At 66.3% G+C, this 21,378-nt stretch carries 21 protein-coding genes; 17 read left to right on the top strand and 4 right to left on the bottom strand.

Translation table 11 applies throughout. The features are described 5' to 3' along the window. Positions 1-215: 215 nt before the first annotated feature. Positions 216-788, bottom strand: a complete 573-nt coding sequence (locus ACQ66H_RS13605; RefSeq protein ID WP_430434468.1) for a hypothetical protein — start codon at positions 786-788, stop codon at positions 216-218. Between the two features lie 158 nt (positions 789-946). On the opposite strand from ACQ66H_RS13605, the gene ACQ66H_RS13600 reads away from it, so the two are divergent. Next, the gene (locus tag ACQ66H_RS13600; RefSeq protein WP_430434467.1) at positions 947-2,626 is read left to right on the top strand and encodes an alkaline phosphatase D family protein; all 1,680 of its coding nucleotides are present in this window, start codon (positions 947-949) and stop codon (positions 2,624-2,626) included. A gap of 141 nt (positions 2,627-2,767) precedes the next feature. Here the strand turns inward: ACQ66H_RS13600 and ACQ66H_RS13595 are convergent, their stop codons facing one another. Together ACQ66H_RS13595 and mutS are read right to left on the bottom strand one after the other, a co-directional pair. Beyond that, on the bottom strand, positions 2,768-3,172 hold the full coding sequence (locus ACQ66H_RS13595) for a hypothetical protein (protein WP_430434466.1): 405 nt from the start codon (positions 3,170-3,172) through the stop codon (positions 2,768-2,770). A 10-nt stretch (positions 3,173-3,182) separates the two neighbouring features. Then, positions 3,183-5,726, bottom strand: a complete 2,544-nt coding sequence (mutS, locus tag ACQ66H_RS13590; RefSeq protein ID WP_430434465.1) for a DNA mismatch repair protein MutS — start codon at positions 5,724-5,726, stop codon at positions 3,183-3,185. Positions 5,727-5,903: 177 nt separating this feature from the next. Here mutS and ACQ66H_RS13585 point away from each other — a divergent pair, with 177 nt between their 5' ends. Then, positions 5,904-7,526 carry a methyl-accepting chemotaxis protein gene (locus ACQ66H_RS13585; protein ID WP_430434464.1) on the top strand — a complete coding sequence of 541 codons (1,623 nt, stop codon included), beginning with the start codon at positions 5,904-5,906 and terminating at the stop codon, positions 7,524-7,526. A gap of 37 nt (positions 7,527-7,563) precedes the next feature. Here ACQ66H_RS13585 and ACQ66H_RS13580 read toward each other — a convergent pair whose 3' ends face one another. Then, entirely contained in the window at positions 7,564-8,364 is an 801-nt protein-coding gene (locus ACQ66H_RS13580) for an inositol monophosphatase family protein (protein WP_430434463.1), read from the bottom strand. Positions 8,365-8,681: 317 nt separating this feature from the next. Between ACQ66H_RS13580 and ACQ66H_RS13575 the strand changes: the two genes are divergently transcribed. From ACQ66H_RS13575 to ftsB, 15 genes are all read left to right on the top strand, one after another. After that, complete coding sequence (locus ACQ66H_RS13575) at positions 8,682-9,431, top strand: RNA methyltransferase (protein WP_430434462.1); 750 nt, start codon at positions 8,682-8,684, stop codon at positions 9,429-9,431. Between the two features lie 88 nt (positions 9,432-9,519). After that, positions 9,520-10,341 (top strand): serine O-acetyltransferase, encoded by an 822-nt coding sequence (gene cysE / locus ACQ66H_RS13570; protein ID WP_430434461.1) that lies wholly within the window; start codon positions 9,520-9,522, stop codon positions 10,339-10,341. Between the two features lie 52 nt (positions 10,342-10,393). Beyond that, on the top strand, positions 10,394-10,876 hold the full coding sequence (gene iscR, locus ACQ66H_RS13565; protein WP_304004944.1) for a Fe-S cluster assembly transcriptional regulator IscR: 483 nt from the start codon (positions 10,394-10,396) through the stop codon (positions 10,874-10,876). Between the two features lie 2 nt (positions 10,877-10,878). Further along, a complete protein-coding gene (locus ACQ66H_RS13560) occupies positions 10,879-12,018 on the top strand; it encodes a cysteine desulfurase family protein (protein ID WP_430434460.1) in 1,140 nt (379 codons plus the stop codon). Between the two features lie 33 nt (positions 12,019-12,051). Further along, positions 12,052-13,263 (top strand): IscS subfamily cysteine desulfurase, encoded by a 1,212-nt coding sequence (locus tag ACQ66H_RS13555; RefSeq protein WP_430434459.1) that lies wholly within the window; start codon positions 12,052-12,054, stop codon positions 13,261-13,263. A 65-nt stretch (positions 13,264-13,328) separates the two neighbouring features. Next, positions 13,329-13,736: a Fe-S cluster assembly scaffold IscU gene (iscU, locus tag ACQ66H_RS13550; protein WP_019917723.1), complete on the top strand. Its 408-nt coding sequence runs from the start codon at positions 13,329-13,331 to the stop codon at positions 13,734-13,736. Between the two features lie 11 nt (positions 13,737-13,747). Continuing rightward, positions 13,748-14,071 (top strand): iron-sulfur cluster assembly protein IscA, encoded by a 324-nt coding sequence (gene iscA, locus ACQ66H_RS13545; protein ID WP_019917724.1) that lies wholly within the window; start codon positions 13,748-13,750, stop codon positions 14,069-14,071. Continuing rightward, positions 14,064-14,624, top strand: a complete 561-nt coding sequence (hscB, locus tag ACQ66H_RS13540; protein WP_430434458.1) for a Fe-S protein assembly co-chaperone HscB — start codon at positions 14,064-14,066, stop codon at positions 14,622-14,624. Before iscA ends, hscB begins: the two co-directional genes overlap by 8 nt. Next, positions 14,624-16,486 (top strand): Fe-S protein assembly chaperone HscA, encoded by a 1,863-nt coding sequence (gene hscA, locus ACQ66H_RS13535; protein ID WP_430434457.1) that lies wholly within the window; start codon positions 14,624-14,626, stop codon positions 16,484-16,486. The genes hscB and hscA overlap by 1 nt, the downstream gene beginning before the upstream one ends. A gap of 22 nt (positions 16,487-16,508) precedes the next feature. Next, positions 16,509-16,850: an ISC system 2Fe-2S type ferredoxin gene (gene fdx, locus ACQ66H_RS13530; protein ID WP_430434456.1), complete on the top strand. Its 342-nt coding sequence runs from the start codon at positions 16,509-16,511 to the stop codon at positions 16,848-16,850. 5 nt (positions 16,851-16,855) lie between these two features. Beyond that, positions 16,856-17,050 (top strand): Fe-S cluster assembly protein IscX, encoded by a 195-nt coding sequence (iscX, locus tag ACQ66H_RS13525; RefSeq protein WP_425761712.1) that lies wholly within the window; start codon positions 16,856-16,858, stop codon positions 17,048-17,050. 144 nt (positions 17,051-17,194) lie between these two features. Further along, entirely contained in the window at positions 17,195-18,874 is a 1,680-nt protein-coding gene (locus ACQ66H_RS13520) for a CTP synthase (RefSeq protein WP_020165116.1), read from the top strand. Positions 18,875-18,884: 10 nt separating this feature from the next. Beyond that, on the top strand, positions 18,885-19,727 hold the full coding sequence (gene kdsA, locus ACQ66H_RS13515) for a 3-deoxy-8-phosphooctulonate synthase (protein ID WP_430434455.1): 843 nt from the start codon (positions 18,885-18,887) through the stop codon (positions 19,725-19,727). A 59-nt stretch (positions 19,728-19,786) separates the two neighbouring features. After that, a complete protein-coding gene (eno, locus tag ACQ66H_RS13510) occupies positions 19,787-21,073 on the top strand; it encodes a phosphopyruvate hydratase (RefSeq protein ID WP_019917735.1) in 1,287 nt (428 codons plus the stop codon). An 18-nt stretch (positions 21,074-21,091) separates the two neighbouring features. After that, complete coding sequence (gene ftsB, locus ACQ66H_RS13505) at positions 21,092-21,376, top strand: cell division protein FtsB (RefSeq protein ID WP_430434454.1); 285 nt, start codon at positions 21,092-21,094, stop codon at positions 21,374-21,376. Positions 21,377-21,378: the final 2 nt, after the last annotated feature.

Below are 21,378 nucleotides of genomic sequence, written 5' to 3'. Positions count from 1 at the left end.
TGGAACCGGGGCCGGAGTTCTGTGGGAGGGGTCTTCTGACCCCGACAGCGACAGGAAGCGAGGCGGCGATCAGCATTCACCGCGTGGCGGTAACGGCCGTTCACTGCAGAAGCGCGCAGGCCGGATCTGCAAGATCAGGGTTCCTGTGCGAGCGAGCTTGCTCGCGATGCCGCCGGTGATCGCCCGTGGCCCCCTCAACCGGCTTCGGTGAGCCGTCAGCGCCCCAGCTTGCGTGCCGCGCTCAGCACGATCATGCCCAGACCGCCCAGCATCATCATCCACTCGCGCGGCTCAGGTACGGCCGGCGTGGTCGTCACGTCCAGCGTGAAGCGATCGCCCGCACTCAGGCCGGCGAAACCGACGCGCCAGTCGGCGGGGCCGTCCTCGTAGAAGGGGTTGCCGAAGTAGAACTCCGTCACCGTAGCGCCTGCGAAGAAATTGGCGTCGAGCAGATCGCCATTCACCGTTGCCGCGCGCACCGAACCGGCCGTCCAGGATACGGGCGCGCCGCCCGTGGTCACGTTCAGCGAACCGATGCCGAAGCCGCTGGCGTCGCGCAGGATGGCGTTGAAGTCGGCGCCGCCGGCGGCGACATCCGCAGCATCAAGCACGAAGCTGAAGCTCAGCGCAGCATTGTTCAGCAGCGATACGTCGAGTGCGATCAGCGACGGCGTGCTGAAGCGGGTGTCGAGCAGATTGCCGTTCAGCGTGGCGCTCTCTAGCGTGACGGCGTAAGCGGGTAGCGACAGGCCGGCGGTGATCGCGAGGGCAAGCAGGGTGTTCTTCATCGGGCGACTCCTGGAATGCGGTTGTTGCGACGCACGATAGGCAGTGCATGTGACAGGCGCATGTCGCCGCCTTGATCACGCGTTCAACAATCCGTCATCGACCTGTCACCGGCGCTCACCACACTCCGCGGCAACTTCTTCCGCCCGGAGCTTTCCCGATGTCACGCAATGTCTTTTCCCGCCGCGACTTCATGCGCGGCATCGGCGCTGGCGCGCTGGCCGGTTCCGCCGTCGTTCGTTCGGCTACTGCGCTGGCGGCGACCGACAGCCTGTTCCAGCACGGCGTGGCCAGCGGCGATCCGCTGTCGGACCGCGTCATCATCTGGACCCGCGTGTCGCCGACCCGGCCGGGCACCGTGGCCGTGCTGTGGGAGGTGGCACTGGACGCGCGCTTCAGCCGCATCATCCGGCGCGGTCGCGTGCTCACCGGCGAGGACATCGACTACACGGTGAAGGCCGACGTGCTCGGCCTGCCGGCTGCTGCCCGGCTCTATTACCGCTTCCGCGCCGACGGCCAGCTGTCGCCGGTCGGCCGCACGCGCACGCTGCCGGCCGGTGCGGTCGAGCAGGTGAAGCTGGCGGTGTTTTCCTGTTCGAACTACCCGGCAGGCTATTTCCACGTATATGCCGAGGCGGCGAAGCTGGACGACCTGCACGCGGCGATCCATCTGGGCGACTACATTTACGAATACCCGCGCGGCGGCTACGCCTCGGGCGACGCAGCGGCGCTGGGTCGCGTGTCCGAGCCGGCCGGCGAAATACTGACGCTGGACGACTACCGCATCCGTCACGCGCAGTACCGCACCGACCCGGACCTGCAGGCGCTGCACGCGGCGCTGCCGGTGATCGCCGTGTGGGACGACCACGAAATCGCCAACGACACCTGGCGAGACGGCGCCGAGAACCACAGCGAAGGGCTGGAAGGCGTGTTCGCCGAGCGGCGTGCGGCCGCGATCAAGGCCTACCACGAGTGGATGCCGACCCGCGTTGCCGATCCGGCGCAACCGGAACGCATCTACCGCAGCTTCCGCTTCGGCAATCTGCTGTCGCTGCATATGCTGGACACCCGCGTCATCGGCCGCGACCGGCAGATGGACTACGCCGACTACTTCGGCGCCAGCGGCTTTGACGGCGCGCGCTTTGCCGCCGATCTGGCCGACCCGAACCGCACGCTGCTGGGCGCCGAACAGAACGACTGGCTGGGCCTGCAGCTGGCGCAGTCCGACACCACATGGGACGTGCTTGGTCAGCAGGTGCTGATGGGCCGCATGAACATTCCTGCGCCGCTGGTGCTGGGTCAGATCAGTTTTTCCGCCTACAGCGCACTGGTCGTGAAGGCGCAGACGGCACCTGCCACGCTGACGCCGCAGGAGCAGGCGGTGCTCGCGCAGCCGGCGATTCCGTACAACCTCGACGCCTGGGACGGTTATGCCGTCGCGCGCGAAACGGTGCTCGGCACCGCGCGGGCGCTGGACAGGAATCTGGTCGTGCTGTCGGGCGACACGCACAACGCCTGGGCCAGCGATTTGGCGGACTACGCGGGCCGCGCGGTCGGCGTCGAGTTCGCCACACCCGGCGTGACTTCGCCGGGCTTCGAGGAGTACTTCCCGACTGAGAACCCACTGGCCGTCGCCGCCGGGCTGACGCAGATCATCGGCCCGCTGCAGTACGCCGATACCGCGCGCCGCGGCTTCATGATCGTCACCGCGACGCAGGACGCCTGCCGCTGCGAGTGGCGCTACGTCAGCACGGTAAAGAGCCGCAACTATGTGCTGCAGTTGGGGCCGGCACTGAAGGTGCTGCCGGGCGCGGCAAACCGGAAGCTGATGCCGGCTTGAGACAGGGGAGGTCGCGGCCTGTGCGTGGGCGCACCTCCTGGGGGAGTGGCCTTGGCCGCGACCGGGGCCGCTGCAGTCGCGGTCAGGGAAACGCTCTCACAGAAGTGGACGGCACCCTGAAGAGACCAGCGACTGTGCGCTTCAGGGCTGTGGATGCACCGGTGCGTTACCGCTTTTCTTCGGCTGGAACAGCTTCACCAGTGCGCTGCCGGCGATGCCCATCAGCAGCATCATGCCGGCGCCGATCAGCCACACCGTCCAGACGATGAAACCGAGCAGACCGCGCAGGTCGGGCGTCTGCTGCAGCCAGGCCTGGATTTCCGGGCCGGCGTCGAGCAGCCAGGCGCGACTCTGATCCAGCCATTCCTGCGGCAGCCAGGGGGCGAGCCAGACCGGCGGCCGCAGGCCGTCCAGCCACAGCGGCCATTCGGCCAGCGCGTTGGCGCTCCAGCCGGGCCAGTTCAGTACCGAGTCGGCGGTCCAGGCCATCAGCGTCCAGATGCCGACGACCAGTGCGACGAAGATCCAGATCACGGCGTGAGCCATAGCGGTTTCCTCAGAGCAGTTTCTTCAATGCGTACAGTGCGTCCAGCGCCTCGCGCGGGCTGAGGCTGTCCGGGTCGAGCGTGGCGAGCGCATCGACCGCTGCGTGCGACGGCGGTTCCGGTGGTGGTGGCGCAGGCGCGAACAGATCGGCCTGCGGACCGGCGTTGATGCGGCTGGCTTCGAGTTGCTGCAGCGCGCGTCGGGCGTCGCGGATCACCGTACCGGGCACGCCGGCCAGCGCGGCCACCTCGATACCGTAGGACTGCGAGGCCGGGCCTTCTTCAATCGCGTGCAGGAACACGATGCGGTTGCCGTGCTCGACCGCGTCCAGGTGCATGTTGGCGCAGCTCGGGTGGGTCTGCGCGAGCTGGGTCAGTTCGAAGTAGTGGGTGGCGAACAGGGTCCAGCTGCGGTTGCGCGTCAGCAGATGGCGGGCGATCGACTGCGCCAGGGCCACACCGTCAAAGGTCGAGGTGCCGCGGCCGATCTCGTCCATCAGCACCAGGCTGCGTTCAGTCGCGCCGTGCAGGATGCCGGCCGCTTCGGTCATTTCGACCATGAAGGTCGAGCGGCCCGAAGCGAGGTCGTCGGAGGCGCCGATGCGGGTGTGGATGGCGTCGAGCGGACCGAGCCGCACGGCGCGCGCCGGCACCGGGCAGCCGCAGTGCGCCAGCAGCGCGATCAGCGCCACCTGCCGCATATAGGTCGATTTGCCGCCCATGTTCGGGCCGGTGATCAGCAGCATGCGACGCGCGTCATGCATCGCGGTGTCGTTGGCGATGAAGTTTTCGACCTGCTGCTCGACCACCGGGTGACGGCCGCGCTCTATCGTGATTTCCGGTTCATCGACGAACTGCGGCCGGCAGTAGTCGTGGCGCTGGGCAGCGCGGGCAAAGGCGATCAGGCCATCCAGTTCGGACAGCGCACGGGCGATGTCGCCGAGCAGCGGCAATTCGGGCGCCAGCGCGTCGAGCAGCTGTTCGTACAGGAATTTCTCGCGCGAGGTGGCGCGATCGGCGGCGGAGAGTGCACGGTCCTCGAAGGCCTTCAGTTCCGGTGTGATGTAGCGCTCGGCGTTCTTCAGCGTCTGCCGGCGGCGGTAGTCGTCCGGAATGCGCTCAACGTTGGCGTGGGTGACTTCGATGTAGAAGCCATGCACGCGGTTGTACTCGACCTTCAGGTTGGCGATGCCGGTGCGCTCGCGTTCGCGCGCTTCGAGCGCCAGCAGGAACTCGCCGCAGTTGTCCTGCAGGCCGCGCAGTTCGTCCAGCTCGGCGTCGAAACCGGCGCGCATGACGCGACCGTCGCGCAGTTGCGCGGCCGGTTCGTCCATGATGGCGCGGGCGAGCAGGTCGCTGGCGGTCAGCGGCTGCGCCAGTGTGGCGCGTGCCTGATCGAGCAGACCGCGATCGAGCGGGATCGCTTCGGCGATGGCCCGCAGCTTCGCCAGCGAATCACGCAGGCTGGACAGGTCGCGCGGCCGTGCGGTGCGCAGCGCGACCCGCGCGGCGATGCGCTCGATGTCGGCGATGCCGCGCAGCGCATCGTGCACCCGGTCGGCGCGGTCGGTGTCGCGCAGCGCGGCGACGGCCTCCTGACGCGCGTCGGCACGCGCGCGTTCGCGCAGCGGGTGGTGCAGCGCGCGGCGCAGCCAGCGCGAGCCCATCGAAGTGGCGCAGGTGTCGAGCAGCGACAGCAGCGTCGGTGAGGCTTCGCCGCGCAGGGTTTCGGTCAGTTCCAGATTGCGCCGGGTGGCCGCGTCCATGCGCAGCCAGTTCGAATCGTGCTCGACCGCCAGCGTCGTGACGTGGGCGAGCGCCCGCTGCTGCGTGGCCTGGGCGTAGCTGAACAGCGCGCCGCAGGCGGCCAGCGCGATCGGCACCTCGGCGACATCGAAGGCGGCGAGGTCGCGGCTGCCGAAGTGCTCGCACAGCAGCCGGGTCGCCTCCGTCACGTCGAACTGCCACGCGCTGCGCGGCGTGACCGCCCAACTGCCCTCGGGGGCGTTCGCCATGTCGGCGACCAGCAGTTCAGCCGGACGCAGGCGGTCGAGCAGCGACGGCAGCACGTTGGCCGCCACTTCGGTCAACTTCAGTTCGCCGCTGGCGAGGTTGAGCCAGGCGACGCCAGCCCGCGCGCGTTCAACGTGCAGCGCCATCAGCAGCGAATCGGCGCGCTCGTCGAGCAGGCTGGCGTCGGTCAGCGTACCCGGCGTGACGATGCGCGAAATGGCGCGCTCTACCGGGCCCTTGGAAGTAGCGGGGTCACCGATCTGTTCGACGATCACCACGGATTCGCCCATCTTCACCAGCCGCGCGAGGTATTGCTCGACCGCGTGGAACGGCACGCCGGCCATTGGAATCGGTTGCCCGGCCGACTGGCCGCGGTGGGTCTGCGTGATGTCGAGCAGCCGCGCAACGCGGATCGCGTCTTCGAAGAACAGCTCGTAGAAATCGCCCATGCGATAGAACACCAGCAGGTCGGGGTGCTGTCTTTTGAACCCCAGGTACTGCTGCATCATCGGCGTGTGGCCCGAGAGGTCTTTGTTATCCATGTAGAACGAGGGTGCGGGCGGGTCCGGAGAGGGGAGGGGGCTGCGGAACGGACCGGCGATTGTATCGGCTCACTGCGATCCGGCGCGATGACGACAGGAATGTTGCAGCGCGGAATTAAAGTTGGGAATATTTCCCGCCGATATAGATGACTGATTTCAATTACTTACGGAGTCGTCATGTTCGCCAACTGGACTTTGCGAAGCAAGATGCTGGCGGTGGGCGTGGCCGCACTGGCCGGTATGCTCATGATCGGTGTCATCGGCGCCTTCGAGATGCGCAGCGCGGCGCACGAGCAGCGCATGCAGCTGTTGCGCGCGCTCGTCGAATCGACGCGCACACAGATCGGCTATTACGAGCAGCTGGCGAAGGACGGCACGCTGACGCGCGAGCAGGCACAGGCGCAGGCGCGGGACGCCCTGCGCAACGTGCGTTTCCAGCAGCGCGAGTACTTCTATATCTACAGCTCGGATGGCGTGAACGTGCTGCATCCGACGCAGCCGCAGCGCGAGGGCAAGCCCTTCATCGACGAGCGGGACAAGCTCGGCAAGCCTTTCGTCGCCGAAATCGTGAAGGCCGGCCAGGCCGGCGGCGGCTTCGTCGATTACCACTTCCCGCGTCCGAACGAGACCGAGGCCGTGCGCAAGGTCGCCTACGTGGCGCCGGTGCCGGACTGGCAGTGGGTGGTCGGCACCGGGCTGTACGTCGATGACGTCGAGGCCGCCTTCCGCAAGGATCTGGCGATCAATCTGGGCATCGTTGTCCTGCTGGCAGGCGTGGTGCTGACACTGGTGATCGCGATCGGTCGCTCGGTCATGCGCCAGGTCGGGGGTGAGCCGGCGGTGGCCGTCCAGGCGATGAAGAAGGTGGTCGAGGGCGATTTGCGGGCCGGGGTTGGCCACGCGCCGGCCGGCAGCATGCTGGCGGAACTGGACACGCTGATCTCGCGCTTGCGCACGACCGTGTCGGAGATCAGCGCCGGCGCGCAGAAGGTCGGCGCCGCGACCGCCGACATCAGCGCGACTTCGCGCCAGGTCGCCGGATCGGCGCAGCAGCAGACCGACTCGACGCAGACCATGGCCGCCGCGATGGAAGAGCTGACGGTGAGCATCACCCACATTTCGGAGAACGCCGGCGAGACCGAAAGGCAGTCGGTCGAGTCGTCGGAAATGGCGGTGGCCGGCGAACGGCAAGTACACGAAGCGGCCGAGGAAATGCGCTCGCTGGCCAACGCGGTAGTGCAGGCGAGCGAGCGTATCGCGTCGCTGAGCGCACGCGCCAACGAGGTAGGCGGCATCGCGACGGCGATCAACGACATTGCCGCGCAGACCAATCTGCTGGCGCTGAACGCCGCCATCGAGGCGGCGCGCGCTGGCGAACAGGGCAGGGGCTTCGCGGTGGTGGCCGACGAAGTGCGCAAGCTGGCCGAACGCACGACGCAGGCGACGCTGCAGATCGGTCAGACGGTCAGTGCGATCCGTGGGGAAAGCGAAGCGGCGGTCAGCGCAATGGATGCGGCTTCCGAGCGGGCGCGCAACAGCGTGAACTCGGCTGAACAGTCGGCCGACATGCTGCGCCGGATCGCCGAGGGCGCGACCCGTGCCCGCGAACTGGTGGCCGAAGTCGCCAACTCGACGCGCGAACAGGGTATCGCCAGCAACAGCCTGGCTGGCCAGATCGAGCAGGTGGCGCAGATGGTCGAGGCGACCAGCCAGGGTATGCACGCCACAGCCACGGCGACGGAAGAACTGACCCGCGTGGCGGGCGACCTCAACAGCGTTGTATCCCGCTTCCGCTGCTGACGGACCTGTACGGCCGGCCCGCCGGGCCGGCCGTCTTTCAGCCGCGCAGGGCTTCGGTCAGGTGCGGTTCGATGGCCTGCAGGATGGCCGGGTAGATGCGCGGCGTGGCGGCGACCAGATTGCCGCTTTCCATATAGCCCGTCTCGCCCTGCAGATTGCCAACCAGGCCGCCGGCTTCACTGACCAGCAGGCTGCCGCCGGCGATGTCCCACGGCGACAGACCGATCTCGAAGAAGCCGTCAAAGCGACCGCAGGCGACGTAGGCCAGATCGAGCGCTGCAGCGCCCGGGCGGCGCAAGCCGGAGGTCTTTTCCATCAGCGACTTGAACATGCCCAGATAGGCATCGACGTGGTCCCACACGCGATAGGGGAACCCGGTGCCCAGCAAGGCCTCGCCCAGCTTGGCGCGACGCGACACGCGGATGCGACGGTCGTTGAGGAAGGCGCCGCGGCCACGGCTGGCGGTGAACATCTCGTTGCGCACCGGATCGAACACGACGGCCGACTGCATCTGGCCCCGGTGTTCGAGCGCGATCGACACCGCATACTGCGGCATGCCATGGATGAAGTTGGTGGTGCCGTCCAGCGGGTCGATGATCCAGCGGTACTCCGACTCGGGGCCGGACTCGCCGCTCTCCTCGGCTAGAATGGCGTGGTCCGGATAGGCTTCGCGCAGGATGCCGACGATGGCGTCTTCGGCGGCGCGGTTGACCTCGGTCACGAAATCGTTCTGGCGTTTGCTGCTGACCTTCAGCAGGTCCACATCCTGGCTGGCCCGGGTGATGATCTGACCCGCGCGGCGGGCGGCCTTGACGGCGGTGGTGAGCGTCGGATGCATGAATGTCTCTGTACGCGGACCTTGTGGCCCGCATCTCGGCAGGAAAACCCTGCATTCTAATATGAACCTGAAAGCCTCAGTTGACCGCTTGGCATCCGTGCGAGGCGGAGGCCTTCCTCTCCGTACCTTTTGTCATTTGTCTGCTCCTTGCACATGGGCCGAGACCGCTTCGACGTCGCGGGCACAGCTGGCGGGGCGCCCGACTGCGTTGCGCGTCCTTGCAGGGAGCCATCCTGCCGTGTCCTCGCGCCTTGCGGTACACCCCGCCAACCATGCCCCTCAGGTCCACTGAGCGCCGATCAACGGAGGTTTCCAGCTTGAACCCGTTCGCTTCTCTCGACCGCGTGCGCGTGGTCATGTCGCACACCACCCATCCGGGCAATATCGGCGCCTGTGCGCGGGCGATGAAGGTGATGGGGCTGTCGCGCCTCTATCTGGTCAATCCGAAGCACTTCCCGCACGAGGACGCGGTGGCGATGAGTTCGGGCGCGACCGACGTGCTCGACAACGCCGTGGTCGTCAACAGCATCGAGGCTGCGCTGGCCGGTACCGTCGCGCAGGCGGCGCTGACGGCACGTCGCCGGGAAATGGCGCTGCCGGTGCGCGACGTGCGCTCGGCTGCCACCGAACTGGCCACGCTGCTGGCAGGCAGTGACGCCGAGGTGGCGCTGGTGTTCGGTACCGAAAGTTCGGGCCTCACCAACGAGGAAGTGGCGATGTGCTCGCTGCCGGTCACCATTTCGACCAGCGAAACCTACCGTTCACTGAATGTCGCGGCCGCCGCCCAGATCATGTGCCACGAACTGCGCATGGCGGTCGGTGGCGCCGTGCTGCCGGCCGAAGTGCCGCCGGCGCTTGCGCCGCACGAGGGGCTGGAAAGCCTGTACGCGCTGTTCGAGCAGCTGATGCTGGAATCCGGTTTCCTCGACCGGGTGAACCCGGGCCGTGCCCTGCCACGCCTGCGTCGCCTGTTTGGCCGGGCTCAGGTTGAAGCCGAGGAATTGCACCTGCTGATGGGCGCGCTCAAGGCCATCGGCGGCAAGAAACCGCGTGCGCCCGAGCGGTAGCGAACTTCGCAGGTGCACAAAAACCGACTAAAATTCTCGGGTTTCAACCGTCCGGCAGCGCTGCCGGCGCTTCCCACAAGGAAAGACGATGTTCCAACGCCTGCGCGAAGACGTTGCCAGCGTGCTCGACCGTGACCCGGCCGCCCGCTCCGCCTTCGAAGTGCTGACCTGCTATCCGGGCATCCACGCGCTGTTCATCCATCGCATGGCCAACGCCTGCTGGCGCCGCGGCTTTCTGTGGCTCGGCCGCTTCCTGTCGCACATCGGTCGCGTGCTGACCGGCATCGAAATCCACCCGGGTGCGACCATGGGGCGACGCGTATTCATCGATCACGGCATGGGTGTGGTGATCGGTGAGACGGCCGTGGTGGGTGACGAATGTACGATCTATCAAGGGGTTACGCTCGGCGGAACTTCGCTGTACCGCGGTGCGAAACGCCACCCGACCTTGGGTCGGGGGGTTGTCATCGGTGCCGGTGCGCAGGTGCTGGGCGGTTTCGACGTCGGTGACGGCGCCAAGATCGGCTCCTGCGCGGTGGTGGTGAAACCGGTGCCGGCTGGCGCCACCGCGGTCGGCAATCCGGCGCGCATCATCGAAGCGACCGCACCCGGGGTCGAGGACGAGAAGAAGCGGCGTGCCGAACAGGCAGGCTTCACCGCCTATGGCGTCACCCGCGACATGGAAGATCCGATGGCCAAGGCGCTCACCGCGCTGGTTGATCATGCGCTGGAAAGCGATCGCCGCATCGAGTGCCTGCTGCAGAAGCTGGAGCGCGCGGGCATTCAGCTCGACGACGAGGCGAAGGAAGAAATGGCCGACCACTCGCACGTCGATCTGGACAAGATCCGTACGAATTGTTCACTGAACTTGTCGGGAATTATAAAGTTGACTGAAATGATCGGGAATTGAACTGGCCTTCTCCGGTTCGCCGATGTCCCGGCTGATTTCAGGAGCCCACGCGATGAGACTGACCACCAAAGGACGCTTCGCAGTCACGGCGATGCTCGACCTCGCCCTGCGGCAGGAAAACGGTCCGGTCACGCTGTCCGGCGTGGCCGAACGCCAGCGCATCAGCCTGTCCTATCTCGAACAGCTGTTCGGCAAGCTGCGTCGCCAGGAGCTGGTGGCCAGCGTACGTGGCCCGGGCGGCGGCTACTGTCTGGCGCGCGACGCGCGCACGATTTCGGTAGCGCAGATCATCATCGCGGTGGATGAGCCGCTCGACGCGACCCAGTGCGGCGGCAAGGAGAACTGTCTGGACGAACACCGCTGCATGACGCACGACCTGTGGTCCAACCTCAGTCGTCACATGTTCGATTATCTCGACTCGATCAATCTGCACGATCTGATGGTGCAGCAGCGCGAGCGCAACAGCCACAAGGTGGTGCTGCACGACCACGCGCCGCGTGCCTGTTCGACCGAGCCGGCGAGCGTGCAGGCCTGATCATGTTTGCGCCGGTCTACCTCGACCACAACGCCAGCACGCCGCTGCTCGACCCGGTGCGCGAGGCGATGCTGCCCTGGCTGGGCGTGCGCTTCGGCAATGCGTCGAGCCGTCACGAGTACGGCCGCGCAGCCCGCCGTGCGATTGACGACGCACGGGCGCAGGTGGCGGCCGCCGTGAAGGCGCATCCGACCGAGGTGGTATTCACCAGCGGGGGGTCGGAAGCGAACAACCTGTTCATCAAGGGCGCGGCCGCCCGGATGAAGCCAGGCGTGATTGCGGTGTCGGCGATCGAGCATCCGTGCGTGCGCGAACCGGCGCGCCAGCTCGTGCGCAGTGGCTGGGAGCTGGCCGGCATCGCTGCCGACACGCAGGGCAGGGTACTGGTCGATACGCTCGACCCGCGTGCGGCGCTGGTGTCGGTGATGGCGGCGAACAACGAAACTGGCGTGCTCCAGGACATTCCTGCCTTCGCGGCCGCGGCCAAGCGCAGTGGTGCCTGGCTGCACAGCGACGCCGTACAGGCGCTCGGCAAGGTGGAACTGGATTTCCGCGCACTGGGCGTGGCGGCGATGACGCTGTCGGCGCACAAGATCGGTGGCCCGCAGGGGGCCGGTGCGCTGGTGCTGGACAAGCGGGTCGATATCGAACCGCTGATTGCCGGAGGTGGCCATGAGCGCGGTCTGCGCTCGGGAACCGAGAACATTGCGGCCATCGTCGGTTTCGGCGTGGCCTGCGAACAGGCGGTTGCCGCGCTTGGCGTCCGGCGCGACGCGATGCAGGCGCAGCGTGCGCGCATCGAAAGCTGCGTGGCGGCGCTCGGTGGCGTCGTGTTCGGTGCGCAGGCGAAACGCTTGCCCAACACGTGCTATTTCGCGCTGACTGGCATCGATGGCGAAACCCTGGTCGGCAAGCTCGACCGCGCCGGTTTTGCGGTGGCCAGCGGGGCGGCCTGTTCCAGCGCCTCACCCGAACCGTCGCGCACGCTGACGGCGATGGGCGTTGAGGCGGACCTGGCACGCGGCGCGGTGCGGGTGAGCGTCGGTGCGGCGACGACGATGCAGGACGTGGATGATTTTTGCAGCGCGCTGACGCGGGTCGCGGACGAGCTCCGTGGTCTGCGGGCGATGGCTGCGGCGTGATGAAGTAAACAAGGACCTGATGGAGCCGATGACATGCTGAAATTCCCGATCTACCTCGACTACTCGGCAACCACGCCGGTGGATCCGCGCGTGGCGGCCAAGATGATTCCCTGGCTGACTGAACACTTCGGCAACCCGGCCTCGCGCAGCCACGCCTACGGCTGGGAGGCGGAAGCGGCGGTCGAGGAAGCGCGCGAGCAGGTGGCCAAGCTGGTTAATGCCGACCCCAAGGAGATCGTCTGGACTTCGGGCGCGACCGAGTCGAACAACCTCGCCATCAAGGGCGCGGCTCATTTCTACTCGGGCAAGGGCAAGCACATCATCACGATGCGCACCGAACACAAGGCGGTGCTCGACACGTTCCGCGAACTGGAGCGCGAAGGCTTCGAGGCGACCTATCTCGATCCGCAGGACAATGGTCTGGTCGATCTCGACGTGTTCCGCGCAGCGCTTCGTCCGGACACGGTGCTAGTGTCCATCATGTTCGTGAACAACGAGATTGGCGTCATTCAGCCGATCGCCGAGATCGGCGAAATCTGTCGCGAGAAGGGCATCATCTTCCACGTCAACGCCGCACAGGCGACCGGCAAGGTGGCGATCGACCTCGACAAGCTGAAGGTCGATCTGATGAGCTTCTCGGCACACAAGACCTACGGCCCGAAGGGCATCGGTGCGCTGTACGTGCGCCGCAAGCCGCGCATCCGTCTTGAAGCGCAGATGCACGGCGGTGGTCACGAACGCGGCCTGCGTTCGGGCACGCTGGCGACGCACCAGATCGTCGGCATGGGCGAAGCCTTCCGCATCGCGCGCGAGGAAATGGGCGCCGAGAACGAGCGCGTGCGCATGCTGCGCGACCGTCTGCTCAAGGGCCTGCAGGACATCGAGGCGACCTATGTGAACGGCGACCTGGAAGCGCGCGTGCCGCACAACCTGAACATCAGCTTCGCCTACGTCGAGGGCGAGTCGCTGATCATGGCGATCAAGGAAGTGGCGGTGTCCTCCGGCTCGGCCTGTACCTCTGCCAGCCTGGAGCCGTCCTATGTGCTGCGCGCCCTCGGTCGCGAAGACGAACTGGCGCACAGCTCGATCCGCTTCTCGATCGGCCGCTTCACCACCGAAGAGGAAGTCAACTTCACCATCGATCTGCTCCACCGCAAGATCGGCAAGCTGCGCGAGCTGTCGCCGCTGTGGGAAATGGTGCAGGACGGCGTGGATCTGAATACCGTGCAGTGGGCTCATCACTGAGCACAGACCACTGACGATGCGCCATCGGGCGCATCGGGGACAGACAGGAAGACAAGGAGAAAGACATGGCCTATAGCGACAAACTGCTCGACCACTACGAGAACCCCCGCAACGTCGGCTCTTTCGGCAAGGAAGACGACGACGTCGGCACCGGCATGGTCGGTGCGCCGGCCTGCGGCGACGTGATGAAGCTGCAGATCAAGGTCGGTGCGGACGGCATCATCGAGGACGCCAAGTTCAAGACCTACGGCTGCGGCTCGGCCATCGCGTCGAGTTCGCTGGTGACCGAATGGGTCAAGGGCAAGACGCTCGACCAGGCGATGGAGATCAAGAACACCGCCATCGCCGAGGAACTGGCGCTGCCGCCGGTGAAGATCCACTGCTCCATCCTCGCCGAAGACGCGATCAAGGCGGCGGTCGAGGATTACCGCAAGAAGCACGGCGCAGTGGCGCCGGAGTCCGACGCAGCCTGAAGGAGCACGACATGGGTGTCACACTGAGCGAAAAGGCGGCGAAACACGTCGCCAACTACATCGCCAAGCGCGGTCGCGGCGTCGGCCTGCGCCTGGGCGTGCGCACCAGCGGGTGTTCCGGTATGGCTTACAAGCTTGAATTCGCGGACGATCTCGCGGCGGACGATCTGGTGTTCGAGAGCCATGGCGTCAAGGTGCTGATCGACCCGAAAAGCCTGCCCTACCTCGAAGGGACCGAACTGGACTTCGTGCGCGAAGGCCTGAACGAGGGGTTCAAGTTCAACAACCCCAACGTCAAGGACGAGTGCGGCTGCGGCGAAAGCTTCAATGTCTGAGTCCGCCGGCCTGCTGCCCGAAGCCGACCTGTTCAGCCGCGACCACTTCGCGCTGTTCGGTCTGCAGCGCCGCTTCGAGATCGACGAACGCGCGCTCGAGTCGCGTTACCACGAGCTGCAGTCGGCGGCGCACCCTGACCGCCACGCGCACCGTGCGGAACAGGAGCGCCGGCTGTCGATGCAGTGGGCCACGCGCATTAACGAAGGTTACCGGCTGCTGCGATCGTCGCTGTCGCGGGCGCGCTACCTGCTCGAGCTGGAAGGCATCGACGTCGGTGCCGAGAACAATACGGCCATGCCGGCCGACTTCCTGATGCAGCAGATGGAATGGCGCGAGGCGCTGGACGAGGCGCGCGACGCGCGCGACGTCGATGCGCTGGACGCACTGGCGCGCAACCTCCGTCAGGCGCGCCGCGATGCCGAAACGCTGCTGGCCCGCCAGCTAGATGTTGACCACGACAAGGCTGCGGCGGCCGCCACCGTGCGTCGCATGATGTTCATCGCGAAGCTCGGCGAGGACATCGCCGAGGCACACGAAACACTGGAAAACTGATGGCCCTGTTGCAGATCGCCGAACCCGGCGAATCCACCGCGCCGCACCAGCACCGGCTGGCTGTGGGCATAGACCTGGGCACCACGAATTCACTGGTCGCCACCGTGCGTAACAGCGTGCCGGTGGTGCTGAACGACGACAAGGGCCGCGCGCTGCTGCCGTCGGTCGTGCGCTATTTTGCCGACGGTCGCACCGTCGTTGGTCATGCCGCGCAGGCGGCGCAGGCGCAGGACCCGCGCAACACCATCGCTTCGGTCAAGCGCTTCATGGGGCGCGGTCTGGCCGACGTCGCGCACGTCGAATCCATGCCCTATGTGTTCGAGGACGCGCCGGGCATGGTGCGCCTGCGTACCGCGCAGGGCGCGAAAAGCCCGGTCGAGGTATCGGCCGACATCCTGCGTACGCTGCGCGAGCGTGCCGAAGCCAGTCTGGGCGGTCCGCTGACGGGCGCCGTCATCACCGTGCCCGCCTATTTCGACGACGCCCAGCGCCAGGCGACCAAGGATGCCGCCCGCGTGGCCGGTCTTGAAGTGCTGCGCCTGCTGAACGAACCGACCGCGGCCGCCATCGCCTACGGGCTCGATAACGCTTCCGAGGGCATCTATGCGGTTTATGACCTCGGTGGCGGCACCTTCGACATATCGATCCTGAAGCTGTCGCGCGGCGTGTTCGAAGTGCTGGCGACCAGCGGCGACGCCGCGCTCGGCGGTGACGATTTCGACCATCGCGTTTATTGCTGGCTGATCGAAGCTTCGCGCATCGGCCCGCCGGGGCTGGAGGACATGCGCACGCTGTACATGGAAGCGCGTCGTGCCAAGGAAGTGCTCAGCGCGCAGGACTCCGTGCATATCGGTCTCAAACTGTCGGGAGGCGATGAGATCGACGTCACGCTGACGCGCGACGCCTTCGCCGACATGACGAAGAAGCTGGTCGAGAAGACGCTGGCACCGACCCGCAAAGCCTTGCGCGACGCGGGCCTGTCGCCGGAAGAGGTCAAGGGCGTCGTGATGGTCGGCGGCGCCACCCGCATGCCGCACGTGCAGCGCGCGGTCGGTGAGTTCTTCGGTCAGGAGCCGCTGACCAATCTCGACCCGGACAAGGTGGTCGCCATCGGTGCCGCCATCCAGGCCAATGTGCTCGCGGGCAACCGCAGCGCCGACGAGGACTGGCTGCTGCTTGACGTGATTCCGCTGTCGCTCGGGCTGGAGACGATGGGCGGGCTGGTCGAGAAGATCATTCCGCGCAACTCGACGATTCCGACCGCGCGCGCGCAGGAGTTCACCACCTTCAAGGACGGCCAGACGGCGATGGCCATCCACGTCGTACAGGGCGAACGCGAGCGCGTGTCCGACTGCCGTTCGCTGGCCCGCTTCGAACTGCGCGGCATTCCGCCCATGGTGGCCGGTGCGGCGCGTATCCGCGTCAGTTTCCAGGTCGATGCCGACGGGCTGCTCAGCGTCTCTGCGCGCGAGATGGGCACTGGGATCGAGGCGCGCATCGAGGTCAAGCCGAGCTATGGCCTGGGCGATGACGAAGTCACGCGCATGCTGCGCGAGGGCTTCGAGCACGCGCAGGAAGACATGAGTGCGCGTGCTCTGGCCGAACAGCGTGTCGAGGCGCAGCGTCTGGGCGAGGCGACGCGCGCTGCGCTGGCAGCCGACGGCGATCTGCTCGATCCAGCCGAACGCGCCGCGATCGACGCGGTGCTGGTCGATCTGGCGAGCGCCGCTGCGGGCGAAGACACCTCCGCCATCAAGAAGGCGATCGACGCGCTCGGCCGCAGCACCGACGAGTTTGCCGCCCGCCGCATGAACCGCAGCATCCAGCGCGCGCTGGCCGGTCGCAGCGTCGAATCACTGTAAGAAACCGAGTTCCGAGACCCGCATGACCCAGATCGTCGTACTGCCCCATGTCGAACTGTGCCCCGAAGGCGCAGTGATCGAAGCCGCCCCCGGCACCACCATCTGCGACGCACTGCTCGCCAACGGCGTCGAGATCGAGCACGCCTGCGAGAAGTCCTGCGCCTGCACCACCTGTCACGTCATCGTGCGCGAGGGCTTCAACAGCCTCGAAGCGGCCGAGGAACTGGAGGAGGATCTGCTCGACAAGGCCTGGGGCCTGGAGCCGAACTCGCGCCTGTCCTGTCAGGCCGCGGTGGCCGGCACGCCGCTGGTGGTCGAGATTCCGAAATACACCATCAACATGGTCAGCGAAGGGAAGAGGTAACAGCGATGAAATGGACCGATTCACGCGAGATCGCGATTGCGCTGTCCGAGGCCCGGCCCGATGTCGATCCGCAGTACGTGCGCTTCACCGACCTGATGGAGTGGGTGATGGCGCTGCCCGGCTTCGACGACGAACAGAGCCGCTGCGGCGAAAAGATTCTGGAAGCCATCCAGCTCGCCTGGATAGACGAAGCGGATTGATGCATCGCTGAGCGTTGCAAGGGAAGCGGGAAGGGCGGAAAAGAGGGCGCCGCGTCGCCGGCAACTGCCCTGGTCAGCGCGCCGCGGTGTTCAAGGGCCGCCGCTTTTCCGGTAAACTGCGCATTTCCCGCTGCAGCGCAATACATGACCAAGTACGTATTCGTCACCGGTGGCGTGGTGTCCTCGCTCGGCAAGGGCATTGCAGCCGCCTCGCTGGGCGCGATTCTCGAATCGCGCTCCATCCGTGTCACCCACCTCAAGCTCGACCCCTACATCAACGTCGATCCGGGCACGATGAGCCCGTTTCAGCACGGTGAGGTCTTCGTCACCGAAGACGGGGCGGAAACCGATCTCGATCTCGGCCATTACGAGCGCTTCACCAGCGCCAAGATGGGCAAGCGCAACAACTTCACCACCGGCCAGATCTACGAGTCGGTGATCAAGAAGGAGCGCCGCGGCGAGTATCTGGGCAAGACGGTGCAGGTCATCCCGCACATCACCGACGAGATCAAGGCCTATGTGAAGCGCGGCGCCGAAGGCGCCGACGTGGCCATCGTCGAGGTCGGCGGTACGGTGGGCGACATCGAGTCGCTGCCCTTCCTCGAAGCGATCCGCCAGATGGGTATCGAAGAGGGCCGCGGCAACACCTGCTTCATGCACCTGACGCTGGTGCCCTACATCGCCACCGCCGGCGAACTGAAGACCAAGCCGACCCAGCACTCGGTCAAGGAACTGCGCGAGATCGGCATCCAGCCGGACATCCTGCTGTGCCGCTCGGACCGCGTGGTGCCGGACGACGAGCGGCGCAAGATCGCGCTGTTCACCAATGTGCTGCCGGAAGCCGTTATTTCGGTCACCGACGCCGACAGCATCTACAAGATCCCGGCCATGCTGCACAACCAGATGCTGGACGAGATCGTCTGTCACAAGCTGAACATCCTGGCCCGCGCTGCCGACCTGAGCGCGTGGACGCGCCTGATCGACGCGCTGGAGCATCCGGAGCGCGACGTGGACATCGCCTTCGTCGGCAAGTATGTCGACCTGACCGAGTCCTACAAGTCGCTGTCGGAAGCGCTGGTGCATGCCGGCATCCACACCCGCTCGCGCATCAACATCCATTACATAGACTCGGAAGCGATCGAGCGCGCCAGCGATGGCGGCCGCGCGCTGCTCGACCCGATGGACGCCATCCTGGTGCCCGGCGGTTTTGGTCGCCGCGGCGTCGAGGGCAAGATCGCCGCCATCCGCTATGCGCGCGAGAACGGCGTGCCTTACCTGGGCATCTGCCTGGGCATGCAGCTGGCAGTGGTCGAGTACGCCCGCAATGTGGCCGGCCTGACCGGTGCGCACAGCACCGAATTCGAGCGCAACGCGCCGCACCCGGTGATCGGCCTGATTACCGAGTGGATGAGCGCTGAAGGCAAGCTCGAGCGTCGCGACGAGTCGTCGGACATCGGCGGCACGATGCGTCTGGGCGGCCAGAACTGCAACCTCGCCGAGGGCAGCCTGGCGCGCGATATCTACGGCGCGGCCACCATCGTCGAGCGCCACCGTCACCGCTACGAGGTCAATAACCAGTACCTCGCCCAGCTCGAAAAGGTGGGCCTGCGCGTGTCCGGTCGTTCGCAGGACGCGACCGATCCGCTGTGCGAAATGATCGAGCTGCCGGACCACCCGTGGTTCGTCGCCTGCCAGTTCCACCCCGAATTCACCTCGACGCCGCGCGCCGGCCACCCGCTGTTTTCCGCCTTCGCCCGCGCGGCCATCGCCCGCCAGGACGCTCGCGGTGCGGTCAAGCGGTCCGTGCGCAAGGTGACGGGCTAAGGAGATCGCCATGAAACTGTGCGGATTCGACGTCGGCCTCGACAAGCCCTTCTTCCTCATTGCCGGCCCCTGCGTGATCGAGTCGCGCGAAATGGCTTTCGATACCGCCGGCAAGCTGAAGGAAATCACCGCCCGTCTGGGTATTCCCTTCATCTACAAGTCGTCCTTCGACAAGGCCAACCGCAGCTCGGGCAAGAGCTATCGCGGCCCGGGCATGCAAAAGGGACTGGAAATCCTGGCTGACGTGAAGCGCGAGCTGAACGTGCCGGTGCTGACCGACGTGCACACCGCGGAAGAAGCGCCCATCGTCGCGCAGTACGTCGATGTGCTGCAGACGCCGGCCTTCCTGTGCCGCCAGACCGACTTCATCCACGCCTGCGCCGCCACCGGCAAGCCGGTGAACATCAAGAAGGGCCAGTTCATGGCGCCGGGGGACATGAAGAACGTGGTCAACAAGGCGAAGGAAGCGAATGGCGGCGCCGACACCATCATGGTGTGCGAGCGCGGCGCCTCCTTCGGCTACAACAACCTCGTGTCCGACATGCGTTCGCTGGCCATCATGCGCAACACCGACTGCCCGGTCGTGTTCGACGCGACGCATTCGGTGCAGCTGCCGGGCGGGCAGGGCAGCACTTCGGGGGGGCAGCGCGAGTTCGTGCCGGTGCTGGCGCGCGCCGCCGTAGCCGTGGGTATCGCCGGCCTGTTCATGGAAACCCACCCGAATCCCGAGAAGGCGATGTCGGACGGCCCCAATGCCTGGCCGCTGCCGATGATGGAAGCGCTGCTGACCCAGCTGCGCGACCTCGACGCCGTCACGAAGAAGCACGGATTCCTCGAATCCGCCTTCGCCTGATGGTGCGGGACACGATCAAAATTCGAATTCAATAAATTTACTGAGGACCTGGAGCGACCATGAGTGCAATCGTCGATGTCGTCGCGCGCGAGATACTGGATTCGCGCGGCAATCCCACCGTTGAAGCGGACGTGCTGCTCGAATCGGGCATCATGGGCCGCGCCGCCGTGCCGTCCGGCGCCTCGACCGGTTCGCGCGAAGCCATCGAGCTGCGCGACGGTGACAAGGACCGCTATCTCGGCAAGGGCGTGCTGGCCGCGGTCGAGAACGTCAATACGGAAATTTCCGAAGCCATCATCGGCCTCGACGCCGAAGAGCAGGCCTTCATCGACAAGACCCTGATCGAGCTCGACGGCACCGAAAACAAGTCGCGTCTCGGCGCCAACGCCACGCTGGCGGTGTCGATGGCGGTGGCCAAGGCGGCGGCCGAAGAAGCCGGCCTGCCGCTGTACCGCTACTTCGGCGGCTCGGGTGGCATGGCCATGCCGGTGCCGATGATGAACGTGATCAACGGCGGCGCGCACGCCAATAACAGCCTGGACTTCCAGGAATGCATGATCATGCCGGTCGGCGTGACCAGCTTCCGCGAAGCGCTGCGCATGGGCGCCGAAGTGTTCCACGCGCTGAAGAAGCTCACCGACAAGAAGGGCTACCCGACCACGGTCGGTGACGAAGGCGGTTTCGCACCCAACGTCGGCAGCGCCGAAGAAGCACTGAACATGATTCTCGACGCCGCCTCGGCCGCCGGCTACGAGCCGGGCCGCGACCTGGTGCTGGCGCTGGACTGCGCCGCCTCCGAGTTCTACAAGGACGGCAAGTACCACCTCGAAGGTGCCGGCCTGACGATGGAATCGGCACAGCTGGTCGACTACCTCGCCACGCTGGCCGACAAGTTCCCCATCGTCAGCATCGAAGACGGCATGGCGGAAAACGACTGGGACGGCTGGAAGCTGCTGACCGAGCGCCTGGGCAGCCGCGTGCAGATCGTCGGCGACGACCTGTTCGTCACCAACACCAAGATCCTGAAGGAAGGCATTGCCCGCGGCATCGCCAACTCCATCCTGATCAAGATCAACCAGATCGGCACCCTGACCGAAACCTTCGCCGCCGTCGAAATGGCGAAGCGCGCCAGCTACACCGCCGTCATTTCACACCGCTCGGGCGAAACCGAGGACAGCACCATCGCTGACATCGCGGTCGGCCTGAACGCGATGCAGATCAAGACCGGTTCGCTCAGCCGCTCCGACCGCATTGCCAAGTACAACCAGTTGCTGCGCATCGAAGAAGACCTCGGTGATACCGCGTGGTACCCGGGCGCTTCGGCGTTCTACAACCTGCGCAAGTAAGCGGGCAGGTCGGCGATCATGGTCCGTCACTGGCCGTCCTTGTTGCTGGTGGCGCTGATCGCCGCGCTGCAGTACCCGCTCTGGCTCGGCAAGGGCGGGTGGCTGCAGGCATGGGAAGCCGAGCGTGCGCTGGAAGCGCAGCGCGCGCTCAACAGCCGGCTCGAAGCGCGCAACGTTGCGCTGGAGGCGGATGTGAAAGACCTCAAGACCGGTTTTGACGCCGTCGAAGAGCGTGCACGCATCGAACTGGGCCTGGTCAAGCCGGGCGAAGTGTTCGTGCAGGTGCCGCGCAGCAAGCCCTGACC

This window comes from Methyloversatilis sp., assembly GCF_965284615.1.
Taxonomy (GTDB): Bacteria; Pseudomonadota; Gammaproteobacteria; order Burkholderiales; family Rhodocyclaceae; genus Methyloversatilis.
This window is presented reverse-complemented; position numbering and strand designations above follow the sequence as displayed.

Excerpts from the sequence above, each read along its gene's own strand:
- iscA (WP_019917724.1), top strand. The coding sequence starts at position 13,748 with ATGGGTGTCACACTGAGCGAAAAGGCGGCGAAACACGTCGCCAACTAC.
- ftsB (WP_430434454.1), top strand. The coding sequence starts at position 21,092 with ATGGTCCGTCACTGGCCGTCCTTGTTGCTGGTGGCGCTGATCGCCGCG.
- hscA (WP_430434457.1), top strand. The coding sequence starts at position 14,624 with ATGGCCCTGTTGCAGATCGCCGAACCCGGCGAATCCACCGCGCCGCAC.
- fdx (WP_430434456.1), top strand. The coding sequence starts at position 16,509 with ATGACCCAGATCGTCGTACTGCCCCATGTCGAACTGTGCCCCGAAGGC.
- iscX (WP_425761712.1), top strand. The coding sequence starts at position 16,856 with ATGAAATGGACCGATTCACGCGAGATCGCGATTGCGCTGTCCGAGGCC.
- iscU (WP_019917723.1), top strand. The coding sequence starts at position 13,329 with ATGGCCTATAGCGACAAACTGCTCGACCACTACGAGAACCCCCGCAAC.
- hscB (WP_430434458.1), top strand. The coding sequence starts at position 14,064 with ATGTCTGAGTCCGCCGGCCTGCTGCCCGAAGCCGACCTGTTCAGCCGC.
- eno (WP_019917735.1), top strand. The coding sequence starts at position 19,787 with ATGAGTGCAATCGTCGATGTCGTCGCGCGCGAGATACTGGATTCGCGC.
- iscR (WP_304004944.1), top strand. The coding sequence starts at position 10,394 with ATGAGACTGACCACCAAAGGACGCTTCGCAGTCACGGCGATGCTCGAC.
- kdsA (WP_430434455.1), top strand. The coding sequence starts at position 18,885 with ATGAAACTGTGCGGATTCGACGTCGGCCTCGACAAGCCCTTCTTCCTC.
- cysE (WP_430434461.1), top strand. The coding sequence starts at position 9,520 with ATGTTCCAACGCCTGCGCGAAGACGTTGCCAGCGTGCTCGACCGTGAC.
- ACQ66H_RS13585 (WP_430434464.1), top strand. The coding sequence starts at position 5,904 with ATGTTCGCCAACTGGACTTTGCGAAGCAAGATGCTGGCGGTGGGCGTG.
- mutS (WP_430434465.1), bottom strand. The coding sequence starts at position 5,726 with ATGGATAACAAAGACCTCTCGGGCCACACGCCGATGATGCAGCAGTAC.
- ACQ66H_RS13555 (WP_430434459.1), top strand. The coding sequence starts at position 12,052 with ATGCTGAAATTCCCGATCTACCTCGACTACTCGGCAACCACGCCGGTG.
- ACQ66H_RS13520 (WP_020165116.1), top strand. The coding sequence starts at position 17,195 with ATGACCAAGTACGTATTCGTCACCGGTGGCGTGGTGTCCTCGCTCGGC.
- ACQ66H_RS13595 (WP_430434466.1), bottom strand. The coding sequence starts at position 3,172 with ATGGCTCACGCCGTGATCTGGATCTTCGTCGCACTGGTCGTCGGCATC.
- ACQ66H_RS13605 (WP_430434468.1), bottom strand. The coding sequence starts at position 788 with ATGAAGAACACCCTGCTTGCCCTCGCGATCACCGCCGGCCTGTCGCTA.
- ACQ66H_RS13600 (WP_430434467.1), top strand. The coding sequence starts at position 947 with ATGTCACGCAATGTCTTTTCCCGCCGCGACTTCATGCGCGGCATCGGC.
- ACQ66H_RS13580 (WP_430434463.1), bottom strand. The coding sequence starts at position 8,364 with ATGCATCCGACGCTCACCACCGCCGTCAAGGCCGCCCGCCGCGCGGGT.
- ACQ66H_RS13560 (WP_430434460.1), top strand. The coding sequence starts at position 10,879 with ATGTTTGCGCCGGTCTACCTCGACCACAACGCCAGCACGCCGCTGCTC.